23 protein-coding genes are annotated in these 22,925 nt (G+C 69.2%); all 23 read left to right on the top strand.

What is annotated here, in order from left to right:
• The 23 genes from flgL (at position 1) to flhA (ending at position 22,907) form a co-directional block, all read left to right on the top strand.
• Complete coding sequence (gene flgL, locus R2APBS1_RS14610; RefSeq protein ID WP_015448509.1) at positions 1 to 1,203, top strand: flagellar hook-associated protein FlgL; 1,203 nt, start codon at positions 1 to 3, stop codon at positions 1,201 to 1,203.
• A gap of 123 nt (positions 1,204 to 1,326) precedes the next feature.
• Positions 1,327 to 2,769 (top strand): flagellin N-terminal helical domain-containing protein, encoded by a 1,443-nt coding sequence (locus tag R2APBS1_RS14605; RefSeq protein ID WP_015448508.1) that lies wholly within the window; start codon positions 1,327 to 1,329, stop codon positions 2,767 to 2,769.
• Positions 2,770 to 2,834: 65 nt separating this feature from the next.
• Positions 2,835 to 4,229 (top strand): flagellar filament capping protein FliD, encoded by a 1,395-nt coding sequence (gene fliD, locus R2APBS1_RS14600; protein WP_015448507.1) that lies wholly within the window; start codon positions 2,835 to 2,837, stop codon positions 4,227 to 4,229.
• A gap of 12 nt (positions 4,230 to 4,241) precedes the next feature.
• A complete protein-coding gene (gene fliS / locus R2APBS1_RS14595; RefSeq protein WP_007511364.1) occupies positions 4,242 to 4,649 on the top strand; it encodes a flagellar export chaperone FliS in 408 nt (135 codons plus the stop codon).
• Positions 4,646 to 4,930 carry a flagellar protein FliT gene (gene fliT / locus R2APBS1_RS14590; protein WP_236126959.1) on the top strand — a complete coding sequence of 95 codons (285 nt, stop codon included), beginning with the start codon at positions 4,646 to 4,648 and terminating at the stop codon, positions 4,928 to 4,930. The genes fliS and fliT overlap by 4 nt, the downstream gene beginning before the upstream one ends.
• A gap of 173 nt (positions 4,931 to 5,103) precedes the next feature.
• On the top strand, positions 5,104 to 5,718 hold the full coding sequence (locus R2APBS1_RS14585; protein WP_015448506.1) for a PilZ domain-containing protein: 615 nt from the start codon (positions 5,104 to 5,106) through the stop codon (positions 5,716 to 5,718).
• Positions 5,719 to 6,068: 350 nt separating this feature from the next.
• Positions 6,069 to 7,493 carry a sigma-54 dependent transcriptional regulator gene (locus tag R2APBS1_RS14580; RefSeq protein ID WP_015448505.1) on the top strand — a complete coding sequence of 475 codons (1,425 nt, stop codon included), beginning with the start codon at positions 6,069 to 6,071 and terminating at the stop codon, positions 7,491 to 7,493.
• Between the two features lie 161 nt (positions 7,494 to 7,654).
• Complete coding sequence (fliE, locus tag R2APBS1_RS14575) at positions 7,655 to 7,981, top strand: flagellar hook-basal body complex protein FliE (protein ID WP_015448504.1); 327 nt, start codon at positions 7,655 to 7,657, stop codon at positions 7,979 to 7,981.
• 47 nt (positions 7,982 to 8,028) lie between these two features.
• Positions 8,029 to 9,732, top strand: coding sequence for a flagellar basal-body MS-ring/collar protein FliF (fliF, locus tag R2APBS1_RS14570; protein WP_007511355.1), 1,704 nt, complete (start codon positions 8,029 to 8,031; stop codon positions 9,730 to 9,732).
• A 16-nt stretch (positions 9,733 to 9,748) separates the two neighbouring features.
• Positions 9,749 to 10,738 carry a flagellar motor switch protein FliG gene (fliG, locus tag R2APBS1_RS14565; RefSeq protein ID WP_196802026.1) on the top strand — a complete coding sequence of 330 codons (990 nt, stop codon included), beginning with the start codon at positions 9,749 to 9,751 and terminating at the stop codon, positions 10,736 to 10,738.
• Positions 10,738 to 11,358: a FliH/SctL family protein gene (locus tag R2APBS1_RS14560; protein WP_007511350.1), complete on the top strand. Its 621-nt coding sequence runs from the start codon at positions 10,738 to 10,740 to the stop codon at positions 11,356 to 11,358. Before fliG ends, R2APBS1_RS14560 begins: the two co-directional genes overlap by 1 nt.
• A gap of 115 nt (positions 11,359 to 11,473) precedes the next feature.
• A complete protein-coding gene (fliI, locus tag R2APBS1_RS14555; protein ID WP_015448502.1) occupies positions 11,474 to 12,841 on the top strand; it encodes a flagellar protein export ATPase FliI in 1,368 nt (455 codons plus the stop codon).
• Positions 12,838 to 13,263: a flagellar export protein FliJ gene (gene fliJ, locus R2APBS1_RS14550; protein ID WP_015448501.1), complete on the top strand. Its 426-nt coding sequence runs from the start codon at positions 12,838 to 12,840 to the stop codon at positions 13,261 to 13,263. The genes fliI and fliJ overlap by 4 nt, the downstream gene beginning before the upstream one ends.
• 91 nt (positions 13,264 to 13,354) lie before the next feature.
• The gene (locus R2APBS1_RS14545) at positions 13,355 to 14,455 is read left to right on the top strand and encodes a flagellar hook-length control protein FliK (protein ID WP_015448500.1); all 1,101 of its coding nucleotides are present in this window, start codon (positions 13,355 to 13,357) and stop codon (positions 14,453 to 14,455) included.
• Between the two features lie 264 nt (positions 14,456 to 14,719).
• Positions 14,720 to 15,220, top strand: a complete 501-nt coding sequence (locus R2APBS1_RS14540) for a flagellar basal body-associated FliL family protein (protein WP_015448499.1) — start codon at positions 14,720 to 14,722, stop codon at positions 15,218 to 15,220.
• 16 nt (positions 15,221 to 15,236) lie between these two features.
• A complete protein-coding gene (fliM, locus tag R2APBS1_RS14535) occupies positions 15,237 to 16,253 on the top strand; it encodes a flagellar motor switch protein FliM (RefSeq protein ID WP_007515028.1) in 1,017 nt (338 codons plus the stop codon).
• Complete coding sequence (gene fliN, locus R2APBS1_RS14530; RefSeq protein WP_007515026.1) at positions 16,250 to 16,597, top strand: flagellar motor switch protein FliN; 348 nt, start codon at positions 16,250 to 16,252, stop codon at positions 16,595 to 16,597. Before fliM ends, fliN begins: the two co-directional genes overlap by 4 nt.
• A 46-nt stretch (positions 16,598 to 16,643) precedes the next feature.
• Positions 16,644 to 17,015: a flagellar biosynthetic protein FliO gene (gene fliO / locus R2APBS1_RS14525; protein ID WP_015448498.1), complete on the top strand. Its 372-nt coding sequence runs from the start codon at positions 16,644 to 16,646 to the stop codon at positions 17,013 to 17,015.
• Positions 17,012 to 17,761 carry a flagellar type III secretion system pore protein FliP gene (gene fliP / locus R2APBS1_RS14520; protein ID WP_015448497.1) on the top strand — a complete coding sequence of 250 codons (750 nt, stop codon included), beginning with the start codon at positions 17,012 to 17,014 and terminating at the stop codon, positions 17,759 to 17,761. The genes fliO and fliP overlap by 4 nt, the downstream gene beginning before the upstream one ends.
• An 859-nt stretch (positions 17,762 to 18,620) precedes the next feature.
• Entirely contained in the window at positions 18,621 to 18,890 is a 270-nt protein-coding gene (gene fliQ, locus R2APBS1_RS14515; protein ID WP_007506969.1) for a flagellar biosynthesis protein FliQ, read from the top strand.
• Positions 18,887 to 19,657: a flagellar biosynthetic protein FliR gene (gene fliR / locus R2APBS1_RS14510; protein WP_007506961.1), complete on the top strand. Its 771-nt coding sequence runs from the start codon at positions 18,887 to 18,889 to the stop codon at positions 19,655 to 19,657. Before fliQ ends, fliR begins: the two co-directional genes overlap by 4 nt.
• A gap of 4 nt (positions 19,658 to 19,661) precedes the next feature.
• Positions 19,662 to 20,798, top strand: coding sequence for a flagellar biosynthesis protein FlhB (gene flhB / locus R2APBS1_RS14505; protein ID WP_007506960.1), 1,137 nt, complete (start codon positions 19,662 to 19,664; stop codon positions 20,796 to 20,798).
• A 15-nt stretch (positions 20,799 to 20,813) separates the two neighbouring features.
• The gene (gene flhA, locus R2APBS1_RS14500) at positions 20,814 to 22,907 is read left to right on the top strand and encodes a flagellar biosynthesis protein FlhA (RefSeq protein WP_007506959.1); all 2,094 of its coding nucleotides are present in this window, start codon (positions 20,814 to 20,816) and stop codon (positions 22,905 to 22,907) included.
• Positions 22,908 to 22,925 lie beyond the last annotated feature (18 nt).

Here is a 22,925-nt window from a genome sequence, read left to right as displayed (position 1 = left end):
ATGCGCGTTTCCACCAGCTGGATGCAGCAGCAGTCCGTCGGCAGCATGATGGACCGGCAGAGCGACCTGTCCGATCTCAACATCCAGTTGAGCACCGGCAAGCGCATCAACCAGCCGTCCGACGATCCGGTAGGTGCAGCGCGCGCACTGGATCTGACCCATCTCACCGCCGACGCCGCGCAGTACCAGCGCAACATCACCAGCGCCAACGCGCGGCTGGGGCTGGAAGACCAGACCCTGTCCAACGTCAGCAACGTGCTGGGCCGCGTGCGCACGCTGCTGCTGCAGGCCGCCAACGGTTCGCAGACCGATCAGACCCGCGGCGACATCGCCGCCGAGATGGTGCAGCTGCGCCAGCAACTGCTCGGCCAGGCCAACAGCAAGGACGGCCAGGGCGACTACCTGTTCGCCGGCAACCGCACCGGCACGATGCCGTTCGTCTCGCAGAACGGCGTGAGTTACGTCGGCGACGACGGCCAGCGCATGGTCGCCGCCGGCTCCGGCCTGCAGGTGGCTACGGGCGATCCCGGCAGCACGGTGTTCGCCGACATTGCTACCGGCAACGGCAGGTTTGCGGTCAGCGCCAACCCGGCCAACACCGGCAGCGCGGTGGCCGGCGCCAGCAGCGTCAGCAACCCCAACGCGAACCCTTCGGCGTGGGACGGCGGCAGCTACCACATCGTGTTCACCGCCGCCGACGCGTATGAAGTGCGCGACGGCGCCGGCACCGTGCTGGACAGCGGCAACTACGACGCGACCCGCGGCGGCAACATCAGCTTCCGCGGCGCGCAGGTCGCCTTCAGCGGCACGCCCAACGCCGGCGACGCGTTCGCGCTGGGCGCCTCCGCGAAGCAGGACGTGTTCACCACGCTGGACAAGATCATCACGACGCTGCGCACCCCCGACGGCGGCGGCGCGCCGATGCAGAACGACATCAACACGCAATTCGCCAATCTCGACCAGGCGATCGACACTATCAGCCGCACGCGCGGCATGGTCGGCGCGCGCATGAATGCGCTCGACCAGCAACGCGGACTCAACGACGACCTCACGCTGCAGTACAAGAGCGCGCTGTCGGACGTGCAGGACCTGAACTACTACGACGCGATCAGCCAGCTCGGTGCGCAGACCACGGCGTTGCAGGCGTCACAGCAGACGTTCACCAAAATCCAGGGTTCAAAATTGTTCGACTATTTGCGTTGACAAGGCTCAAGTTTCCATGGTGGGGGTCGAAACAGTGTCTGAGGCGGCGGTGTTCCCATCGGAATCCCCGCTGGCTACCACCGCCGGCCACCGGCACCTACGACCCCTTCTGGAGATACTCCCATGGTCATGAGCGTCAACACCAACATCAGCTCGCTGAATGCCCAGCAGAACCTGGCCAAGTCGCAGAGCAAACTCGCCACCGCGATCGAACGCCTGTCCTCCGGCATGCGCATCAACAGCGCGAAGGACGATGCCGCGGGCCTCGCCATCTCGACCCGCTTCACCACCCAGATCAACGGCCTGAACCAGGCGGTCAGCAATGCCAACGACGGCATCTCGCTGGCGCAGACCACCGAGTCGGCGCTGAACGAGGTGACCAACAACATGCAGCGCATCCGCACGCTGGCGGTGCAGTCGGCCAACGCCACCAACTCCGACAGCGACCGCGCCGCGCTGGATGCCGAAGTGCAGCAGCGCCTGTCGGAAATCACCCGCATCTCGCAGCAGACCACGTTCAACGGCCGCCACGTGCTCGACGGCAGCTTCGGCAGCGCCGCGTTCCAGATCGGCGCCAACGTCGGCGAGACGATCTCGGTCAACCTGAGCCAGGGCGCGGGCGCCAAACAGGTCGGCCAGATGGCGAACACGCAAAGCGTCGACCTGGGCGCGATGTTCACCGCCAGTGCGGCGGCGCCGGGCACGGCGGTCAGCTTGGCGGTCGGCGCCTCGACCACCATCGCCGCGGGCGACCTGTCCATCGGCGGCACCGCCGTGGCCGCCGGCACCTACACCGGCGCCCAGTTCGCCGCCGCGATCCAGACCGCGGGCGGCGCCGGCGTCACCGCGACCTTCGACGGCACCAGCAACAAGATCACCATCAGCAACACCACTGCGGCGGCGGTGGCGATTGCCGGCACCAAGCAGGCGACCTATTTCAGCACCACCAGCGTCGCCGCGCAGACGCCGGCCTCCACCGGCATCCTCACGCTGGCCACCGGCGACCTGACGATCCAGTCGGCAAGTGGCGGCGCCGCCGTCGACATGAACGGCACCTACAACAGCGCGCAAAACCTGGTCGATGCGATCAACGCCAAGGGCGTCGCCGGCGTCTCGGCCTACTACGACAGCACCAGCCACATGGTGCACCTGAACTCGCAGTCGGCGTTGACCGTGAACGGCACCAAGTCCGGCGCGGGCGCAGGCAACCTGGGCTTCACCGGCGCGGGCGCCACCGCGATCGCCACCGGCGGCAGCCTGTCCGGCAGCGATGTGAAGACGGTGGCCGGCGCCAACGACACCATCAGCCGCATCGACGCCGCGCTGAGCACGGTCAGTTCGATGCGCAGCGACCTCGGCGCGGTGCAGAACCGCTTCCAGTCCACCATCGCCAATCTGCAGACCATCTCGCAGAACCTCAGCTCGTCGCGCAGCCAGATCCAGGATGCCGACTTCGCCGCGGAAACCGCGAACATGTCCAGCGCAAACATCCTGCAACAGGCCGGCGTCTCGGTGCTGGCACAGGCCAACGCCTCCACCCAGAGCGTGCTCAAGCTGCTGCAGTAACGAGGTAACCCGGAACGGCCGCGAGCAGTTCGCGGCCGTTCCCTTCATTTCAGGAACCCACACCCATGGCGATCACCGTAGGCTCCACCACACCCACTTCGGGTTTGCTGACCTCCATGGGTGTGGGTTCCGGGCTCGACGTGGCCAGCCTGGTCAGCCAGCTGGTCGCCGCGAAGAAAGCACCGCAGCAGAACCAGATCACCAGCCAGGCCAACGCGGCGAACACCCAGCTCTCGGCGCTGGGTCAGGTCAGCGCTGCGCTTTCCGCCTTGCAGTCGGCGATGGCTCCGCTCACCGACGGCAGCGCCTTCACCGCGCGCACGGTAGGCAGCAGCGACACCACCGTACTTGGCGCCAGCGCCACCGGCACTCCCGTCAACGGCAGCTACAACATCGTCGTGACGCAGCTGGCCAGCGCGCTGAAGGCGTCGTCCGGCGCATTCGCCAGCAGCACCGCTGCGGTCGGCACCGGCACGCTGACCATCGCGGTGGGCAGCCAGTCGATGAGCCTCACCCTCGACAGCACCAACAACTCGCTGGCGGCGATCCGCGACGCGATCAACGGCGCCAGCAGCAATCCCGGCGTGAGCGCCACCATCGTCACCGGCACCGACGGCGCGCACCTGGTGCTGAGCGGCACCCGCACCGGCGCGGCGAACGGTTTCTCGGTAAGCAGCAGCGGCGGCGACGGCAAGCTGGCGGCGCTGAAATACGATCCGGCGGCCTCCACCGGCAACGGGCTGAACGTGGTCACCGCGGCGGCCGACGCGAAGTACAGCATCGACGGCCTGGCCGCCAGCAGCGCCGGCAATACCGTCAGCAGCGCGATCGACGGCCTCACCCTGAGCCTGGTCAAGGCCGGCAGCAGCACGCTGAGCGTGACCAGCGACAGCAGCAAGGCCACCGGCGCACTCACCAACCTGGTCAACACCTACAACAGCTTCGTCGGGATCTACCAGAACCTGACCAGGTACGACGCCACCAGCGGCACCGCCGGCGCACTGCTCGGCGACGCCACGCTCAACGGCATCAACAACACCTTGTCGAGCATCGTCGGCGGCACCGCCAACGGCGCCTCGCTGTCCTCGATCGGCATCTCGCTGCAGGTGGACGGCACGCTGAAGTTGGACAGCGGCAAGCTGGCGACCGCGCTCGGCGACGGCGGCAAGCAGGTGGGCGCCCTGTTCGGTGGCACCAACGGTTTCGCGGCGAAGCTCAATGCTCCGCTGACCAGCTGGGTCGGCAGCCAGGGCGTGCTGGCCAGCCGCACCAGCAGCATCGGCCAGCAGCTGAGCGACCTGGCCAACCAGCAGACCGCGCTGAACAGCCGCATGGACAGCCTCACCGCGCTCTACCAGGCGCAATTCACCGCGCTCGACACGTTGATGTCCAAGCTCAACAGCACCAGCACCTACCTGCAGCAGCAGTTCGACGCGCTTACCAACAGCAGCAAGAAGTAAGAGGACACGGTCATGGGATTCGGCTACGGCGCAGGCGCCTATCAGCAAGTCCGCTCGCACGGCGGGGTGGAGTCGGCCGATCCGCACGGGCTGATCACGCTGCTGATGGATGGCGCGCTGGAGCGCCTGGTGAAGGCCCGCGCGCACATGCTGCGCGGCGAGGTCGCGGCGAAGGGCGAGGCGATCTCGCGTTGCATCGAGATCATCGGCGGCCTGCGCGGCAGCCTCGATCCCAAGGCGGACCCGGTGCTGGTCGGCCGGCTGGATTCGCTCTACGACTACATGAGCCGCCGCCTGCTGCAGGCCAACCTGCGCGACGACGCCAGCCTGATCGACGAGGTCAGCAACCTGCTGCAGCCGATCCGCGACAGCTGGGTGCAGATCGCTCCGGCCGCCAGCCAGCGGGTGGCAGGCGCGTGAGCGTGGACGTCCTCGAACTCGCGCTCGGGCTGACCCGCGCGATGCTGGCCGCTGCGCAGGCGCAGGAGTGGCCGCGGCTGATCGAGCTGGAGGCCGAGCGTGAACCGTTGCTGCTGCGCCGGCACGCGTCCGACCCGGACAGCCTGGCCCGGCTGGACGAGATTCTGGCGTACGATCGCCAGCTGCAGGCCATCGTCGGCCGCGCGCGGGACTCGGCGGCCGAACAATGGCAGCAGGAAACCGACCGCGCCCGCGCGATCGCCGCCTACGCCCGGCCGTGATCGCCGGCGGCGGCCGAGGGTCTGTGCAACGGGCGCATGGGCCAGTCCGGACGTGTGCCGGACTGGCGAGGGAAACGGCCGCAGGAAGCGGTTTTTTTCACCAGCGCCTTGCTTCCCCCTCCGAAAGCCGCCGGCGTGGCGGTTTCGGCCTCACCGCGTCGCGGAGCCACGCCATGACCTCAGACAGCACGTCCCCGGGCAAGACGACCTCCGGCATTACGGCATCGGGCGGCGCGGCAGTGGCCGGCTGGGACGATTTCGAGCAACGGGTCAGCTGCGAGGAGAGCCTGCATGCCGACGGCGAGCCGCTGGCCTGGCCGCCCTCGCCGGCGTTGCTGCAGCAGCTGGCCGAACGCAACGCGAACGTGCTGGCGGCGATCGCCGCGCTGGAGGAGCGCCGCGCCGACAGCGGCGAGGACGACAGCCCGCTGATGCAGGAAATCCTGCGGATGGACGCCAAGCTCAACGTACTGGTGGAAATCGTCAACAGCCTGCTGGTGCCCGACAGCGTGCTGCCGCCGCGGCAGCTGCTGCGCTTCAATGCGATCGGCGCGCTGTTGCCCGCCGGCCTGGCGCCGGCCGGCGGCGGGCTGCTGCTGCGCATCCGTTTCGACCTGTGCCGCAGCCTGCCGCTCGAACTCGCCGCGCAGGTGCAGCGTCAATTCGACGATGGTCGAGTGTTCGTGATTTTTGCGCCATTGGGCGAGGCACTGAGTGACGCAATTGAGCGTCTGGTTTTCCGCCATCACCGACGCAAAGTGGCAGGGGCGCGCCAGCCGGTGGCGTGAGGCGGGATCCGGTCGATGCATCGGATGTGATGCAGTTCGCAATTGCGAAACTCCGCGGGCGCTTCTCTCGACGCCGGTCACATTTGGCATGTGCGCCATGCCATGCCGCGAACGTCGTGCAAACCGTCCATGTTTCATGCAGTTAGGGAACACGGTTACGCATGTTTGTCGACGCGGCGGTGGCAGTTTTTCCGACAGGTGACATTTTGTCGTCGCGATGGCCGGAAACATTGGCCTCCTAATTGCTCATGGTTCATCAGGCCGGCAACGGAAACCCGGCACCGATGAAAAAGCGCTCCCGCTGGAAGCATGGGGCCGCCAAAACGAGCAGTGTGGATAAGGAGAGAGCGATGCAGAAATTCGACTTCCTGGTCATCGAATCCGATGAGGCGCGTGTGGATTTCGTGCTCTCGGCACTTCACTTCCTGGGCTACCGGCCGCAACACGGCGCCGCCTGCGGCGAGGTGGACGAATCCACCCACGCATGGCGCGCCGTGTACATCGGCAGCGTTGCCGACGCCGCCGAGGCGGAGCGCCAGTTCGCCCTGCTGGGCGCCGCCGCGTCGCACGTGCCGGTGCTGCTGGCCGGCGATTCGCCTTGGGTCGAGCGCTTCAGCACGGCGTCGTCGCCGTTTGCCGCGCGGATGGCCACGCTGGAGTTTCCGCTGCGCTACGAGAAGATGGCCGAGGCCATGCGCAACATCTATGCGCGCCTGCTCGGCGGCCAGTCCGGCGCGCTGCGCTTCGTCGGCAACTCGGCACCGATGATCCGCGTCAACGGCTTGATCCGCCAGGTCGCGCCGTTCGATTCCACCGTGCTGGTGCTGGGCGAGTCGGGCACCGGCAAGGAAATGGTGGCACGGGCGATCCACGAGCATTCGCCGCGTCGCGACAAGCCGTTCGTGGCGATCAACTGCGGGGCGATTCCGGCGGAGCTGCTGGAGAGCGAATTGTTCGGCCACGAGAAGGGCTCCTTCACCGGTGCGATCAGCGCGCGCAAGGGGCGCTTCGAAATGGCCGAAGGCGGCACCCTGTTCCTCGACGAGGTCGGCGACATGAGCCTGCCGATGCAGGTGAAGCTGCTGCGCGTGCTGCAGGAGCGTGCCTACGAGAGGGTCGGCGGCAGCAAGACCCTGCGCTGCGACGTGCGCATCATCGCCGCCACCCACCGCAACCTGGAAGAGTCGATCGCCAGCGACCGCTTCCGCGAGGACCTGTTCTACCGGCTCAGCGTGTTCCCGCTCGAACTGCCGTCGCTGCGCGAGCGGCTGGACGACCTGCCGGTGCTGATCGGCGAGTTCAACCAGCGTCTCGCCCGCCGCGGGCTCGGCGTGGTGCGCTTCAGCGCCGGCGCGATGCAGGCGCTGCGCGCGCATGCCTGGCCGGGCAACGTGCGCGAGCTTTCCAACCTGGTCGAGCGCATGGCGATCCTGTTCCCGCACGGCGAGGTGCGCGGCAGCGATCTGCCGAAGAAGTACCGCGGCCAGCAGGCCGTCGACGAAGTGCACGGCGCGGCATTGCTGGCGCTGATGGACGACGAGCTGCCGCCGTGCGAAACCGGCGTGCATCCGGTAGCCGAGGCGCTGCGCACGCTGCCGGAGCAGGGCCTGGACCTGAAGGACCACCTGGCCGACATCGAGGTGGGGCTGATCCGCCAGGCGCTCGACGTCACCGGCGGCGTGGTGGCGCATGCCGCGCGCCTGCTGCACATGCAACGCACCACGCTGGTGGAAAAGCTGCGCAAGTACGGCTTGCAGAACAGCCTGGCGGCGTGAGGGCCGGGAATGGGGAATGAGGAGTCGGGAAGCGCGTCAGCCTTTGCATTTGCGATTCCCTGCTCCCCATTCCCTATGCCCGGAAAAACTGGCACGCCTCGTGCAACCACTCACTCGAAACCCCGTCACGCGTCGGGAATCCGTCATGAGGACGCATCGCGATGAGCACCATCGACGTCAACAACCTGCTGTCCCAGATGCGCCAGATGACCGCGCAGGTGCGTGCGCCGGAAGCGGCGGTGAAGCCGGCAGCCGCCGTCGGGCAGGCGGATTTCTCCGACGTGCTCAAGCAGTCGTTGTCCGCCGTGGGCCGCAACCAGCTGGAAGCCGGCCACTTGGCGGCGAGTTTCGAGCGCGGCGACCCCGGCGCCGACCTCGGCCGCACGATGATCGCGGTGCAGAAGGCCGACCTGTCCCTGCGCACGGTGGTCGAGGTGCGCAACAAGCTGGTCGATGCCTACAAGGAAATCATGAACATGCCGGTCTGACGCGCATGCGCCGAGCCGGTTCCGTCCCCTAGCCAAAGAGCAGCAGCATGGCCGACAACGCCATCGCGACGACCGCCAACAACGGTACGCGCCTGGACCCCTTCAAGCAGCTCGCCCGCAACCCGGCGACGCGGCAGCTGGTGCTGCTGGTGGCGGTGGCCGCGGCGGTGGCGCTGGGCGTGGCCGTGGTGCTGTGGTCGCGCGGCCCGAACTACGGGCTGCTGTACGCCGGCCTGGAACAGAAGGACGCCTCGGCGATCACGCAGGAACTGCAGGCGGGCAACACGCCCTACCAGTTGAGCAGCGACGGCTCGTCGATCATGGCGCCGGCCGCCGACCTGGCCGCGTTGCGCCTGAAGCTGGCGGCCAAGGGCCTGCCCCAGGGCAGCGCCAGCAGCAGTGCGCTGCCGGCCGCCGACTCGCCGTTCGGCATGAGCGACCTGGCCGAACGCACACGCTACCAGCAACTGCTGGAAGCGGACCTGGGCGCCACCATCGGCGGGCTGCAGTCGGTGCGCGCCGCGCGCGTGCACCTGGCGCTGCCGAAACCCTCCGCCTTCATCCGCGACAGTCGCGAAGCCAGCGCCTCGGTGCTGGTCACGCTGTACCCGGGCCGCCAGCTGGACGCCGGCCAGGTGGCGGCGATCGTGCACCTGGTGGCGGCCAGCGTGCCGAACCTGGAAGCGCGCCAGGTTTCCGTGATCGACCAGCAGGGCCAATTGCTGACCACCGATCCGGAAAGCCCGGGTGCGGTGGGCGACAACCGCCTGCGCATCGCCACGCGGATCGAGAACACCTACGCCCAGCGCATCGAGGAATTGCTGATGCCGCTGGTCGGCCCCGGCCGAGTGCACGCGCAGGTGCATGCCGACCTGGATTTCAGCCGCACCGAGAAAGCGACCGAGACGTTCGGCCACGACCACCCGGCGCTGCGCAGCGAGCAGACCAGCAGCGAGCAACGTGGCGCGGATGCCGCCGGCGGCGGCGTGCCCGGCGCGCTCAGCAACCAGCCGCCGGTCACCGTGGCGCAGCCCACCGCGGCCAAGCCCGATGCCGGCAAGGCCGCCGCGGCGACGGCCACGGCGGCGACCACCAACCCGGGCGAGAGTTCCAGCAGCGCCACCCGCAACTACGAACTGGACCGCACCATCAGCCACGTCAGCGACCCGGCGGGGCGGCTGGCCCGGCTGACCGTGGCGGTGGTGGTGGACGACAAGCTGGCGGTTCCGGCCAACCCGGACGCCAGCGCCGACGATGCGACGGCAGCGCCCAAGAGCGTGCCGTTCAGCGCGCAGGAACTGCAGCACCTGACCGAGCTGACCAAGAACGCGGTCGGCTTCGACGCCGCCCGCGGCGACAGCGTCAGCGTGGTCAACCAGGCGTTCCAGCGTGGCGCGGCGCCTGAGGCGCTGCCGGAAACCCCGCTGTGGGGCCGGCCCGGCGTGCTCGACCTGCTCAAGCAGGGCGCCGGCGTGCTGATCGCGCTGCTGGTGGCGTTCGGCCTGCTGCGTCCGCTGCTGAAGGGCCTGCTGCGCGGCGAGCCGGCGGCGCGCGCGCTGCCTTCGCCGATGCCGCAGATCTCGGTGCGCGTGGATGACGAGCTGGCGGCCAACGAACCGGCCCGGCTCGGCGGCGCCATGCCCACGCTTTCGTACGAGCAGCGCGTCGGCCAGGCCCGGCGGATGGTCGGCGAAAACTCCAAACAGGTGGCGCAAGTGGTGAGGAACTGGGTGAGCGAAGATGGCAACTAATCGTTCCGATGCGCCCATCAACGGCGCGCAGCGCGCGGCAATCCTGCTGCTGACGCTCGGTGAGCAGGACGCCGCCGAGGTGCTCAAGCACCTCAGTGCCCGCGACGTGCAGGCGGTCGGCACGGCGATGGCCGGGCTCACCAGCGTCTCGCGCGAGCATGTCGAGCTCGCACTGGCCCGGCTCAACCAGGACATGGGCCAGCAGACCTCGCTGGGCGTCGGCACCGAGGAATACATCCGCAAGATCCTCACCAACGCGCTGGGCGAGACCAAGGCCGGCGGGTTGATCGACCGCATCCTGCTTGGCCGCTCCAGCAAGGGGCTGGAATCGCTGAAATGGATGGAGAGCCGCGCGATCGCCGAGATGATCAACCAGGAACACCCGCAGATCATCGCGCTGGTGCTGGCGCACCTGGAGCCCGACCAGGCCGCCGAGGTGATCGGCTACCTGCCGCCGCGCGTGCGCTCCGACGCGGTGATGCGCATCGCCACGCTCGACGGCGTGCAGCCGCACGCGCTGAACGAACTGGACGAGATCATGGAGCGGCAGTTCTCCGGCAATACCAAGAAACTCAAGTCCGCCAGCGTCGGCGGGCTGAAGGCCGCCGCCGACATCCTCAACGCGATGGAAACCAGTCGCGAGACCGAGTTGATGACCGCCATCCGCAGCCAGGACGAGGCCCTGGGCGGTCGCATCGAGGACCTGATGTTCGTGTTCGAGGATCTGGCCGAACTGGATGATCGCGGCATGCAGATCCTGCTGCGCGAAGTGCCGTCGGGCACCTTGATCACGGCGCTCAAGGGCGCCGAGCCGGCGGTGCGCGAGAAGATCTTCGCCAACATGTCCAAGCGCGCCGCCGACATGATGCGCGACGACCTCGAGGTGAAGGGACCGGTGCGCCTGAGCGAAGTCGACGCGGCGCAGAAGGAGGTGCTGGGCATCGCGCGCAAGCTTTCCGACGCCGGGCAGCTCAGCCTGGCCTCCAGCGGGGATGAGTTCGTCTGATGGCCGCCACCATCCACAACGTGGCGGCGGAGTTCCAGCGCTGGGAGCTGCCGAACGTGGGCACCCGCTCGGCGGCGTCGCCGGCGGCCAACGCGACGCCGCAGCCGACCGTGCGCGAGCTGGCGGCGCTCGAGCAGCAGGCGCGCGAGGAAGGTTTTGCGGCGGGCCACGCCGAAGGCGCGGCCGCCGCGCAGCAACTGCTGAGTCAGCGCATGGCCGAGCTCGACGCGCTGTACGACGCGGCGGCGCGCCCGCTGCAGGCCTTCGACGAGCAGGCCGGGCAAGAGCTGGCGCAGCTGGCCATGATCGTTGCGCAGCGGGTGATCGCGCACGAACTGCAGCTGTCGCCGGCGCTGGTCGTCCAGGCGGTGCGCCACGCGGCTGACGCCTTGCCGGCGGCCACGCGCGAGTTGCGCGTGCACCTGCACCCGGCCGATCTGACCTTGCTGCGCGAATCGGGTGTGGCCGAAACGCATTGGCAGCTGCTGGCCGATGCGACGCTCGCGCGCGGCGACTGCCGCCTGGAAAGCGAACGTTCGCGGCTGGACGCGCGGGTGGAAACCCGCCTGGCCGCGATGATCGACGCCGTGCTCGGCGACAGCATGGGACTCGCCGAATGATCCACCCGACCGCCCCCGTAGGAGCCCGCTGGCGGGCGATGCTTTCAAGGCCGGGACTCGGGATATGCAGGAGCATCGCCCGCCAGCGGGCTCCTGCAGCGGTTGGTGTCGCGCAATGAACACCGAGGCGCTCATTGCCGCGCGGCAGGCTAACTGGCAACGCCAGTTCGCGCGGCAGGGCGCGCGCGCGCAGGCGACGCGCACGCTGGTGGTGGAAGGCAGCCTGCGCCGGGTGGTCGGCTTGACCCTGGAGGCGGAGGGCTGCGAGGCCGCGCTCGGCGCGCGTTGCCTGGTCGACACCGCCGACGGCGCCACGCTGGAGACCGAGGTGGTCGGCTTCGCCGATGAACGCCTGCTGCTGATGCCGGTGGGCGACATGCACGGCGTGCTGCCGAACGCGCGGGTGCGCCCGTATGCGCGCAGCGGCGGCCTGCCGGTCGGCATGGGCCTGCTCGGCCGGGTGATTGGCGCCGACGGCGTGCCGCTGGACGGACTCGGCGCGCTGGAAGCGGACGAACACGCCGCGCTCAAGCGCGAGCCGATCAACCCGATGGCGCGCAAGCCAATCGACGCGCCGCTGGACGTCGGCGTGCGCGCGATCAACGCGCTGCTCACCGTCGGCCGCGGCCAACGGCTGGGCCTGTTCGCCGGTTCCGGCGTGGGCAAATCGACCCTGCTCGGCATGATGACCCGCTACACCAACGCCGACGTGGTGGTGGTCGGGCTGATCGGCGAACGCGGCCGCGAGGTGAAGGAATTCGTCGAGCACACGCTGGGCGAAGAAGGGCGGCGGCGCGCGGTGATCGTCGCCGCGCCGGCCGACGCGCCGCCGCTCAAGCGCCTGCGCGGCGCCCAGTACGCCACCGCCATCGCCGAATGGTTCCGCGACCGCGGCCAGCGCGTGCTGCTGCTGATGGATTCGCTGACCCGCTACGCCCAGGCGCAGCGCGAGATCGCGCTGGCGATCGGCGAGCCGCCGGCGACCAAGGGTTACCCGCCGTCGGTGTTCGCCATGATGCCGGCGCTGGTCGAGCGCGCCGGCAACGACGCCGACGGCCGCGGTTCGATCACCGCGTTCTACACCGTGCTGACCGAGGGCGACGACTACCGCCACGACCCGATCGCCGACGCCGCGCGCGCGATTCTGGACGGCCATATCGTGCTGTCGCGCGACCTGGCCGAAGCCGGCCACTACCCGGCGATCGACATCGAGGCGTCGATCAGCCGCGTGATGCCGGCGGTGGTGGCGCGCGAACACCTGCGTGCGGCGCAGTGCTTCCGCCAGGTCTATTCCGCCTACCGCCAGCAGCGCGACCTGATCGCGGTGGGCGCCTACCAGAAAGGCTCCGACCCGCAGGTCGACCAGGCGATCGAGCTGTGGCCGCAGCTGCGCGCCTTCCTGCAGCAGGAAGTCGACGAACCGATGACGCTCGAGGCGGCGGTCGGGAAACTCGACGCCCTCGCCCAGCAGGTGGCCGCATGAGTTCGCGCGCCGAACAACTGGAGCCCGCAGTGGAGCAGGCCCGGCAGCGCAGCGAGGATGCGCTGGCCCAGCTGGCGACCCAGCAGCAGGTGCTGGCCCGGGCCGAGCACCAGCTCGGCGAACTGCAGCGCTACCGGCTGGAGTACGCGGCGGCCGCCGATGGGGCGCAGAGCGTGACGGCGCTGCTCAACCGGCAGCAATTCGTGGAACGGATCGATCAGGCGATCGTGCAGCAGCAGGCCGAGCTGGCCCGGCAGCACCGCCAGCTCACCCAGCTGCGCGAGCACTGGCGGCGCGCACATGCCCGCGAGAGCGCGCTGAGCAGCGTGGTCGCGCAGCACCGCGAGGAAGAGCGTCGCGCCGCCGACCGTCACGAGCAGGCCGAGCTCGACGAACGCATGCAGTACCGGCGGCTGCGATGAGCGCCACGCCCGCCCCGCCGTTGTCCGCCCGGGTCGCCGGGCCGTGCCGCCGCCAGCCGCGCGGATTCCTCGCCGAAGGACTGTCTACCCCATGACCGCTTCCGTCCCTGCTGCATCCAACGCTGCTGTGCCGTCCGCCGCGCGGCCCGGCGCCGTGGCCGAGCCGCGCGACGACACGGCGGCGGCCGGCTTCGACAGCCAGCTGCACGCCGCGCGCCAGCAGCACGACGCCAGCGGTGCGAACGACGCGTCGAGCGGGTCGAAGGACGAGCACCGGCCGACGCCGGCAGCACGCGCGCCACTCGATCCGCCAACGGATCCCGCGCCGGCGGCGAAGCCGGGCGTCATGCCGGCTGCACCGGTATCCGCGGCCGCGCCAGCGGAGCCGGCCGACGTGCCGGCAGCGGACGCCCCGGCGCCACGGCGCGAGCCGGACGACGAGCCGGCGACCGCCGTGGTGGATGCCATGTTCGCCCTGCTCGGCTCGTCGGTGGCCGGCGTGCTGGCGCCCGTCGCCGGCGGCGCCAGGGGCGCGCTGGCGCAGACCGGCAAGGGCGTGGCCGTCAACGCCGGGGCCGCCGCCATGCTCCAGCTCGCCGCGGCAGCCGGCCCGGCGGCCGCGCCCGTCAACGTCGTGCCGCAGGCGGCCAGCATGCTGGCCGCGGCGCAGGCGGCACCACCGGCCGCCAACCTCCTCGACAAGGAGGCATCGAAGGCGCCCGCGGCCGCCGCCGTGCTGGCAGCGCCGCCCGCGACCGCCGCGCCGCTCGCGGCGCACCAGCTGCAACTGCCCACACCGCCGGCAAGTCCGTCGTTCGGCCAGGATCTGGGCCAGCAGGTGGCCTGGCTGAGCGGGCAGAACATCAAGCAGGCGCGAATCCGCCTGCATCCGGAGGAACTGGGTTCGCTCGACGTCAGCGTCAGCGTGACGCACGGGCGCGTCGACGTGGTGTTCAGCGCGCAGCACGCGGCGGCGATCCCGGCGGTACAGCAGAGCCTGCCGCAGCTGGACCAGATGCTGGCGCGGCACGGCCTCTCGCTCGGCCACACCGAAGTCGGCCAGCGCGATCGCGGCGACCGCCGCGGGCCGGCCGGCAGTGGCGGCGCCGGTGCACTGGACGAGGTCGCCGACAGCCACGGCGGCGTGTCGGTGATCCTGGGCAAGGTCGGCCTGCTCGACGCGTTCGCCTGAGTTCGTCCGCTCCCGTTCCTTCGCCAGCCTGACGTCCGCGCCATGGCTTCGCCGCGGCACGGGCGCGCGGATCTTCGCCCGGCAGAAGTCCGCCGTGATCGCGTCGCGTCGATGCGCCGGCGGGCGTCAAGAAAGCGCCGCGCACTTGGCGCGCCCGCCGCCAAGCGAGCCGGGGCAACGCTTTCCGTCGATGGCACGCGGTTTGCTTTTGCTGCAGGGCACGCGCACCGCATGCCTTTCAACTATCTGCAGATCGAGGTTTCCATGGTCGACGAGGAACAAGCTGGCGAGGTGGCCGATGCCACGCCCGAGCGCAAGAGCCGCAAGCCGCTGGTGATCGCGGTGTCGGTGGCGCTGCTGCTGGCGCTGGGCATCGGCGGCTATGTCTGGCAATCGCGCCAGTCCGTGCCGGGCAAGGCCGGCAAGGCGGCGCCGAAGGTTGCCCAGGCCGAACTCTACCTGCCGCTGGACCCGGCTTTCGTGGTGAATTTCCGCGACGCGGGTTCGCTGCGCTATCTGCAGGTCGGGGTCACCCTGATGTCGCACGACCCCGCGGCGATCGAGGTGGCCAAGGCCGCCGACCCGGTGATCCGCGACGCGCTGGTGGCGCTGTTCAGCAACCAGGACTTCGCGATCATCGGCGATGCCGCCGGACGCCAGAAGCTGCAGGCCGATGCGCTGGCCGCCGTGCGCAAGATCGTCAAGGCGCGGCTCGGCCGGCCCGGCGTCGACGCGCTGTACTTCACCAGTTTTGTGATGCAGTGACGAAGAGGCCGCAGGCATGAGCGATCTGCTTTCCCAGGACGAGATCGACGCGCTGCTGGACGGCGTCAGCGGCGGCGCGGTGGCCACCGGCGGCGACCAGCCGCCGCCGAGCGATGCGGTGATCGCGTACGACTTCACCCAGCAGGACCGCATCGTGCGCGGGCGGTTGCCCACGCTGGAAATGGTCAACGAGCGCTTCGCGCGGTTCTTCCGGCTGGGCGTGTTCAACGTGCTGCGCAAGACCTGCGAGGTCTCGGTGCTGGGCGTGAAGATGGTCAAGTTCGCCGAGTACGTGCACAGCCTGGCGGTGCCGAGCAACCTGAACCTGGTGCGCATCAAGCCGCTGCGCGGCACCGCGCTGGTGGTGTTCGAGCCGCGCCTGGTGTTCACCGTGATCGACAATTTCTTTGGCGGCGACGGCCGCTACCACGCGCGCATCGAGGGCCGCGACTTCACCGCCACCGAGAACCGCGTGATCCAGATCATGCTGGAGGAGCTGTTCGGCGCGATGACCGAAGCGTGGGCGCCGGTGCTGGAACTGCAGTTCGAATACCAGAACTCCGAGATCAATCCGCAGTTCGCCAACATCGTCAGCCCGACCGAGACGGTGGTGGTGTCGCGCTTCCACGTCGAACTGGACGGCGGCGGCGGCGAGATCCACCTGAGCCTGCCGTACGCGATGGTCGAACCGATCCGCACCCTGCTCGACGCCGGCGTGCAGAGCGACCGCGCCGACCGCGACGACCGCTGGGCGGAGATGCTGCAGGAGGAGGTGTTCGACGCGGAGGTGGACCTGAGTTCGCTGCTGCTCGACGTGCAGCTCAGCCTTGGCGAGTTCCTGCACCTGCGCCCGGGCGACGTGATTCCGGTGCAGCTGCCGGAGCTGGCCACCGTCTACGCCGAGGACGTGCCGGTGTTCCGCGGCCACTACGGCCAGTCCGGCGGCCGCAACGCCGTGCGTTTCCATGCCCAGGCCGGGCGCCGCGAAAAGCGCGCGGCCGGCGACCATTTCAAAGAGAAGACTCCCGCATGAACCAGTCCACAGAAGCTGCCTCCGCCATTGCCGGCGAACGCGTCGAGTTCGATTCGCTGCATGGCCTCGCCGCCGGCAGCGGCGAGGTCAACCTCGACATGATCCTGGACGTGCCGGTGACCCTGGCGATGGAAGTCGGGCGCACCCGCATCAGCATCCGCAACCTGCTGCAGCTGAACCAGGGCTCGGTGGTGGAACTGGACCGCGCCGCCGGCGAGCCGCTGGACGTGTTCGTCAACGGCACCCTGGTCGCGCACGGCGAGGTGGTGGTGATCAACGAGAAGTTCGGCATCCGCCTGACCGACGTGATCAGCCCGGCCGAACGCGTGCGCAAGTTGCGGTGAAGCCGTGAACAGGGAATCGGGAATAGGGAATAGGATCGTCGCGGCGTTGGCGCCGGTAGCGCTGCCCGCCGCCGACGTCAACGTGGGCGGCGAGCTGGTGCGCGTGCTGCTCAGCCTGGCCGCCGTGGTGGCGCTGATTTTCGTGGCGGGCTGGCTGAGCCGGCGCCTGCAGGCGCGCAGTCGGCCCGGCGGGCGGCGCATCCGCTGCGTGGAGGCGATGGCGGTGGGCGCGCGCGAGCGCGTGCTGCTGCTCGACGCCGACGGCAAGCGCCTGCTGGTCGGCGTGGGCCCGGGCGGCATGCGCACGCTGCACGTCTACGACGGCACGCCGGCCGAGCCCGTCGCGATCGAACCCGCCGCCGCGGCGCCCCTGCCTGCGTTCGGCGAGCTGCTAGCACGCTGGAAGCGCAGTGCATGAGGACCTGGCGCTGGATCGTGGCCGCGTCGCTGCTGCTGTTGCCGCTAGTGGCGCTGGCGGCGCCGCCGCCGGGCATTCCGCTGGTCAACGTGCAGAACGTGCCCGGCGGCGGACAGAGCTGGACGCTGTCGCTGCAGGTGCTGGCGCTGATGACCGCGCTGACCCTGCTGCCGGCGATCGCGCTGATGATGACCTCGTTCACCCGCATCATCATCGTGCTCGGTTTCCTGCGCCAGGCGCTGGGCACCCAATCGACCCCGCCGAACCAGGTGCTGCTGGGGCTGGCGCTGTTCCTCACCCTGTTCGTGATGTCGCCGGTGCTGAACAAGTCCTACGCCGACGGCGTGAAGCCGTACATGGACGGCCAGTTGGCCGCCGAACAGGCGCTGCCGGCGGCGTCGGCGCCGTTCAAGCAGTTCATGCTCGACCAGACCCGCGAAGCGGACCTGGCGCTGTTCACACGGCTGGCTGGCGAGAAGCCCTATGCGGCCAAGGCGGACGTGCCGTTCAAGGTGGCGATGCCGGCGTTCCTCACCAGCGAGCTGAAGACCGCGTTCCAGATGGGCTTCCTGCTGTTCATCCCGTTCCTGATCATCGACTTGGTGGTGGCCAGCGTGCTGATGTCGATGGGCATGATGATGGTCTCGCCGATGATCATCTCGCTGCCGTTCAAGATCATGCTGTTCGTGCTGGTGGATGGGTGGACGCTGCTGCTCGGGACCCTGGCCGGGAGCTTCTACACGTGACCGTGCGTCGGCTGGCCGTAACCTTTGTGGGAGCCCGCTCGCGGGCGATGCTCTCGCTTGTCTCTGCATTCGGAGCTAAGAGCTTTCAGAGCAAGAGCTTTCGTCTGCCTGCGGCAGCCGAGTCACTTTCTCTTTGCGTGGCCAAAGAGAAAGTAACCCAAGAGAAAGGCCACCCCGCTTCCGCGCTTTCCGGGCATCCTGCCCGGAAAGTCCGCGTGCGGGCTACGGGGTTTGTCGACAGGGCATCCTGCCCTGACGCCAAACTGGCCGGCATCCCTGCCGGCCACCCTGCGGGCTTTCCTTCGCCCGCCCGCCGCTGCAGAGGGGCCCCGGGTAGAGCAGCGGGCCATCGTGGCCCGCACTCTTCAGAAAAGCCAGAGCAACAGCCAGATCAACAGCCGGATCAACGGCAGTGCAACAGCAGCGCTGGGCCTTGCTCTCTGGCTTTTGCTTCCCGGCTTCATCACCGAGTGCGGGCCACGATGGCCCGCTGCTCTACCGGGGTCCCTTGCGCGGCGGTGAGTCGGGGTCGACAGGCCGCGCAGCGGGAACCGACAGGGATGTCGGTTCCTTTTCGCACGGGCAGGATGCCCGTTCGAAAAGCCCGGCCCCGGCTCACGGACTTGCCGGGCAGGATGCCCGGCAAGCGCCAAGCGGGGGGTCGTTTTCTCTTGGTTACTTCTCTTTTGGACAAGCAAAAGAGAAGTAACTCGGGCGCCGCAGGCGCACGAAAGCTCTTGCCTCTGAAGCTTTTTGCCCTGAACGAAGCAAGAGCATCGCACACAAGTGCGCTCCTGCAGTTGCAGGCGCGACAGCGCTCCGCCGCTGCTGCGGCGAAGCACACTACCGGAGCCTGCCCATGACCCCCGAATCCATCATGGAGATCGGCCAGCACGCGCTCTACGTGGCGATGCTGGTGGCCGCGCCGCTGCTGCTGACCGCGCTGGCGGTGGGCCTGCTGGTGGGCGTGATCCAGGCGGCCACGCAGATCAATGAGATGACGCTGAGCTTCATCCCCAAGCTGATCGCGATGGCGCTGGTGGCGCTGATCGCCGGGCCGTGGATGCTGCGCCTGCTGGTGCAGTACACCACGCAGCTGATCGAGAGCCTGCCGGGCGCGGTCAGATGACGGCGCTGGACCTGGCGCAGTTGCCGGCGTGGCTGGGCAGCCTGTTCTGGGCGGTCGGCCGGGTCAGCGGGCTGTGCCTGGTGGCGCCGGTGTTCAGCGCGACGGTGGTGTCGGCGCGGGTTCGCGTCGGCGTGGTGGTGGTGCTGGCGCTGGTGCTGGCGCCGCTGGCGCCGGCGACGATCGACCCGCTCAGCGGCGACGGCGTGGCGACGATGGCCGCACAGGTGCTGATCGGCGCGGCGGTGGGCTTCGTGCTGAAGCTGGTGTTCGAGGCGGTGTCGTTCGGCGGCGAGCTGGTAGGGCAGAGCATGAGCCTGGGTTTTGCCGAGGTGATCAGCCCACAGGCCGGCGGCAGCTCGAACGTGCTCAGCCAGTTCTACCTGCTGCTGGTGACCTTGCTGTTCCTGGCGATGGACGGCCATCTGCGCCTGATCGCGCTGCTCGCCGACAGCTTCCGCAGCCTGCCGCCGGGCGTGCCGACGATCGACGCCAACGGCCTGCACGCGGTGGTCGGCTTCGCCGCGGAACTGTTTGCCGGTGCGGTGCGGGTGGCGCTGCCGGCGGTGACCTCGCTGCTGGTGGTGAACATCGGCTTCGCCGCGATCAGCCGCGCGGCGCCGTCGATGAACCTGTTCGCAGTGGGCTTCCCGATCACCGTGTCGCTGGGCTTCATCGCCCTGTGGCTGTCGCTGCGCAGCCTGCCGGGCGCGTTCGAGGCGCTGCAGGATAGCGCTTGGTCGCTGATGCGCCAACTGTTCGGAGGCTGAGGCCATGTCCGACGACAGCGACCAGGAAAAAACCGAACAACCGACCGAGAAGAAGCTTCGCGAATCGCGCGAGAAGGGCGAGGTTCCGCGATCGCGCGACCTGTCCGGCGCGCTGGTGGTGCTGGCCGGCGTGGCGGCGCTGATGAGCGGCGGCGAGCAGGCGCTGGTGCATGCCAGGCGGATCTTCTCGCTGGGCATGCATTACTCGCGCGACGCCTTGTTCAGCGATGACTTGCCGGGCCGCACGCTGCATGCGGTGGTGTACGAGGCGTTGGGGCTGTTCGCGCCGGTGGCGCTGGCGACGATGCTGGCCACGCTGGCCGCGCCGTTGCTGCTGGGCGGGATGAACTTCAGCGCGCAGGCGTTGCAGCCGAAGTTCGAGCGGCTCGACCCGGTCAAGGGGCTGGGCCGGATCTTCGCGATGCGCGGTCTGGTCGAGCTGGGCAAGGCGCTGCTGAAGCTGCTGTTCATCGGCGCGGTGCTGGCCCTGCTGCTGCGGCACTGGCAGGGCGAGTTGCAGGCCACCGGCCGCGGTTCGGTGCTGGCCGGGATCGCGCAGTCGATCGGCCTGCTCGGCCGCGCCGCGCTGTGGTTCGGCGCGATGCTGGCGCTGATCGGCGGCATCGATGCCATCTACCAGAAATTCGACCACGCGAAAAACCTGCGCATGACCCGCCAGGAGATCCGCGACGAGATGAAGGAAAGCGAAGGCAACCCCGAGATGAAGGGGCGCATCCGCCAGGTGCAGCAGGCGCAGGCGCGCCGCCGCATGATGGAGGACTTGCCGCGGGCCGACGTGGTGGTGGTCAATCCCACCCACTTCGCGGTGGCCTTGCGCTACGACGAAGGCCGCACCGGCGCGCCGCGGGTGATCGCCAAGGGCGTCGACGTGCTGGCCCAGCAGATCCGCCTGGTGGCGGGCAGCCATCGCATCCCGCTGGTCGAGGCGCCGCCGTTGGCACGCGCCTTGTATGCAACGACTGAACTGGGCCGGGAAATCCCCGCCGCGCTGTACGTGGCGGTGGCCCAGGTCCTGGCCTACGTCTACCAGCTGAAGCAAGCCACGGCGCAGGGCGAGACACCACCGGCAGCGCCCACCCCCGAGGTCGATCCGGACCTGATGGGGCCTTACCGCGAATAACGACGAGTCAAATCCATGACGGGTGCAGATGTACTGGGCAATTTCAAACACCTGGCGCGACGGGGTATTGGCGCGCCGGTGATGATGCTGGTGATGCTGGCGATGCTGATGTTGCCGCTGCCGCCGTTCCTGCTCGACATGCTGTTCAGCTTCAACATCGCGCTGTCGCTGGTGATCCTGCTGGCGGTGGTCTACGTGATGCGACCGCTGGAGTTCGCCGCATTCCCCACCGTGGTGCTGATGGCGACGCTGCTGCGGCTCGCGCTGAACATCGCTTCCACCCGCGTGGTGCTGCTGCACGGGCATGACGGCCCCGGCGCCGCCGGCAAGGTGATCGAGGCGTTCGGCGAGTTCGTGATCGGCGGCAACTTCGCGGTCGGCCTGGTGGTGTTCGCGATCATCACCATCATCAACTTCGTGGTGGTCACCAAGGGCGCCACCCGCGTGTCGGAAGTGACCGCGCGGTTCACCCTCGATGCCATGCCCGGCAAGCAGATGGCGATCGACGCCGACCTCAACGCCGGCCTGCTGACCCAGGAGCAGGCGCGCGAGCGGCGCCAGGAAGTGCGCGAGGAGGCGGACTTCTACGGCTCGATGGACGGCGCCTCCAAGTTCGTGCGCGGCGACGCCACCGCCGGCATCCTGATCCTCATCATCAACATCGTCGGCGGCTTCTTCGTCGGCGTGATGCAGCACGGCCTGTCGGCCGGCGAGGCGGCCAAGACCTATACCCTGCTGACCATCGGCGACGGCCTGGTGGCGCAGGTGCCGGCGCTGATGCTGTCGGTGGCGGCGGCGATCATCGTCACCCGCGTGTCGAAGTCGCAGGACATGGGCAAGCAGGTGATCGGCCAGGTGTTCGGCCAGCCGCGCGCGCTCGGCGTGGCGGCGGCGGTGCTGACCGTGATGGGGCTGATTCCCGGCATGCCGAACGTGGCGTTCCTGCTGCTCGGCGCCAGCTGCGGCGGCGCGGCGTGGATGCTGCTGAAGCGCGAGCGCGATACCCGCGCCAAACTGGCCGAGTCGGTCGCCGAAAAGCCGGCTGCCGCCGTGGCGCCCGAGCGGGTGGAGCTGGGCTGGGAGGATGTGGCCAGCGTCGATCCGCTGGGCCTGGAAGTGGGCTACCGGCTGATCCCGCTGGTCGACGTGCACCAGGGCGGCGAGCTGATGGGGCGGATCAAGTCGGTGCGCCGCAAGCTGTCGCAGGAGCTGGGCTTCCTGGTGCCGGCGGTGCACATCCGCGACAACCTCGACTTAGGTCCCAACACCTACCGGATCACCCTGATGGGGGTGCCGATGGGCGAGGCCGAGGTGCACAACGAGCGCCTGATGGCGATCAATCCGGGCCAGGTGCACGGCACCCTGCAGGGCATCGCCACGCAGGATCCGGCGTTCGGGCTGGAAGCGGTGTGGATCGAGAGCGGCCAGCGCGAGCTGGCGCAGAGCTACGGCTACACCGTGGTCGACCCGGCCACGGTGATCGCCACCCACCTGTCGCACATCCTGCAGGGCCACGCGCACGAGCTGCTCAGCCACCAGGACGTGCAGCAACTGCTGGACCGGCTCGCCGCCAACGCGCCGAAGCTGGTCGAGGACCTGGTGCCCAAGCGGCTGACGCTGGGCGTGGTGGTCAAGGTGCTGCAGAACCTGCTGGCCGAGCGGGTGCCGATCCGCAACATGCGCAGCATCGTCGAATCCTTGGCGGAGCACGCCGGGCAGAGTCAGGATCCCGGCGTACTGACCGCCGCCGTGCGCGTCGCGCTGGGCCGGCAGATCGTGCAGGAGATCACCGGGCTGGGCACCGAGGTGCCGGTGATCACGCTGGCGCCCGAGCTCGAACAGATCCTGCTCGGCTCGCTGTCCGGCGGCGGTGGCGTGGCCGGCGCCGCGGTGGAACCGGGCCTGGCCGACCGCCTGCAGCAGAGCGTGGCCGACGCCGCGCGGCGCCAGGAATTGAGCGGCGAACCGGCGGTGCTGTTGGTCGCGCCACTGCTGCGGCCGTGGCTCGCGCGCTTCACCCGCCACGTGGCACAGAACCTGCACGTACTCGCTTACAACGAGGTGCCCGACAACCGTCGGGTGCGACTGGTGCAGGCGCTGGGGCGGTGAACAGGATGGATGAGATGG

The organism is Rhodanobacter denitrificans, assembly GCF_000230695.2.
GTDB lineage: Bacteria > Pseudomonadota > Gammaproteobacteria > Xanthomonadales > Rhodanobacteraceae > Rhodanobacter > Rhodanobacter denitrificans.
The sequence above is the reverse complement of the archived record's forward strand: the minus strand, read 5'-3'. Positions and strand labels throughout refer to the sequence as shown.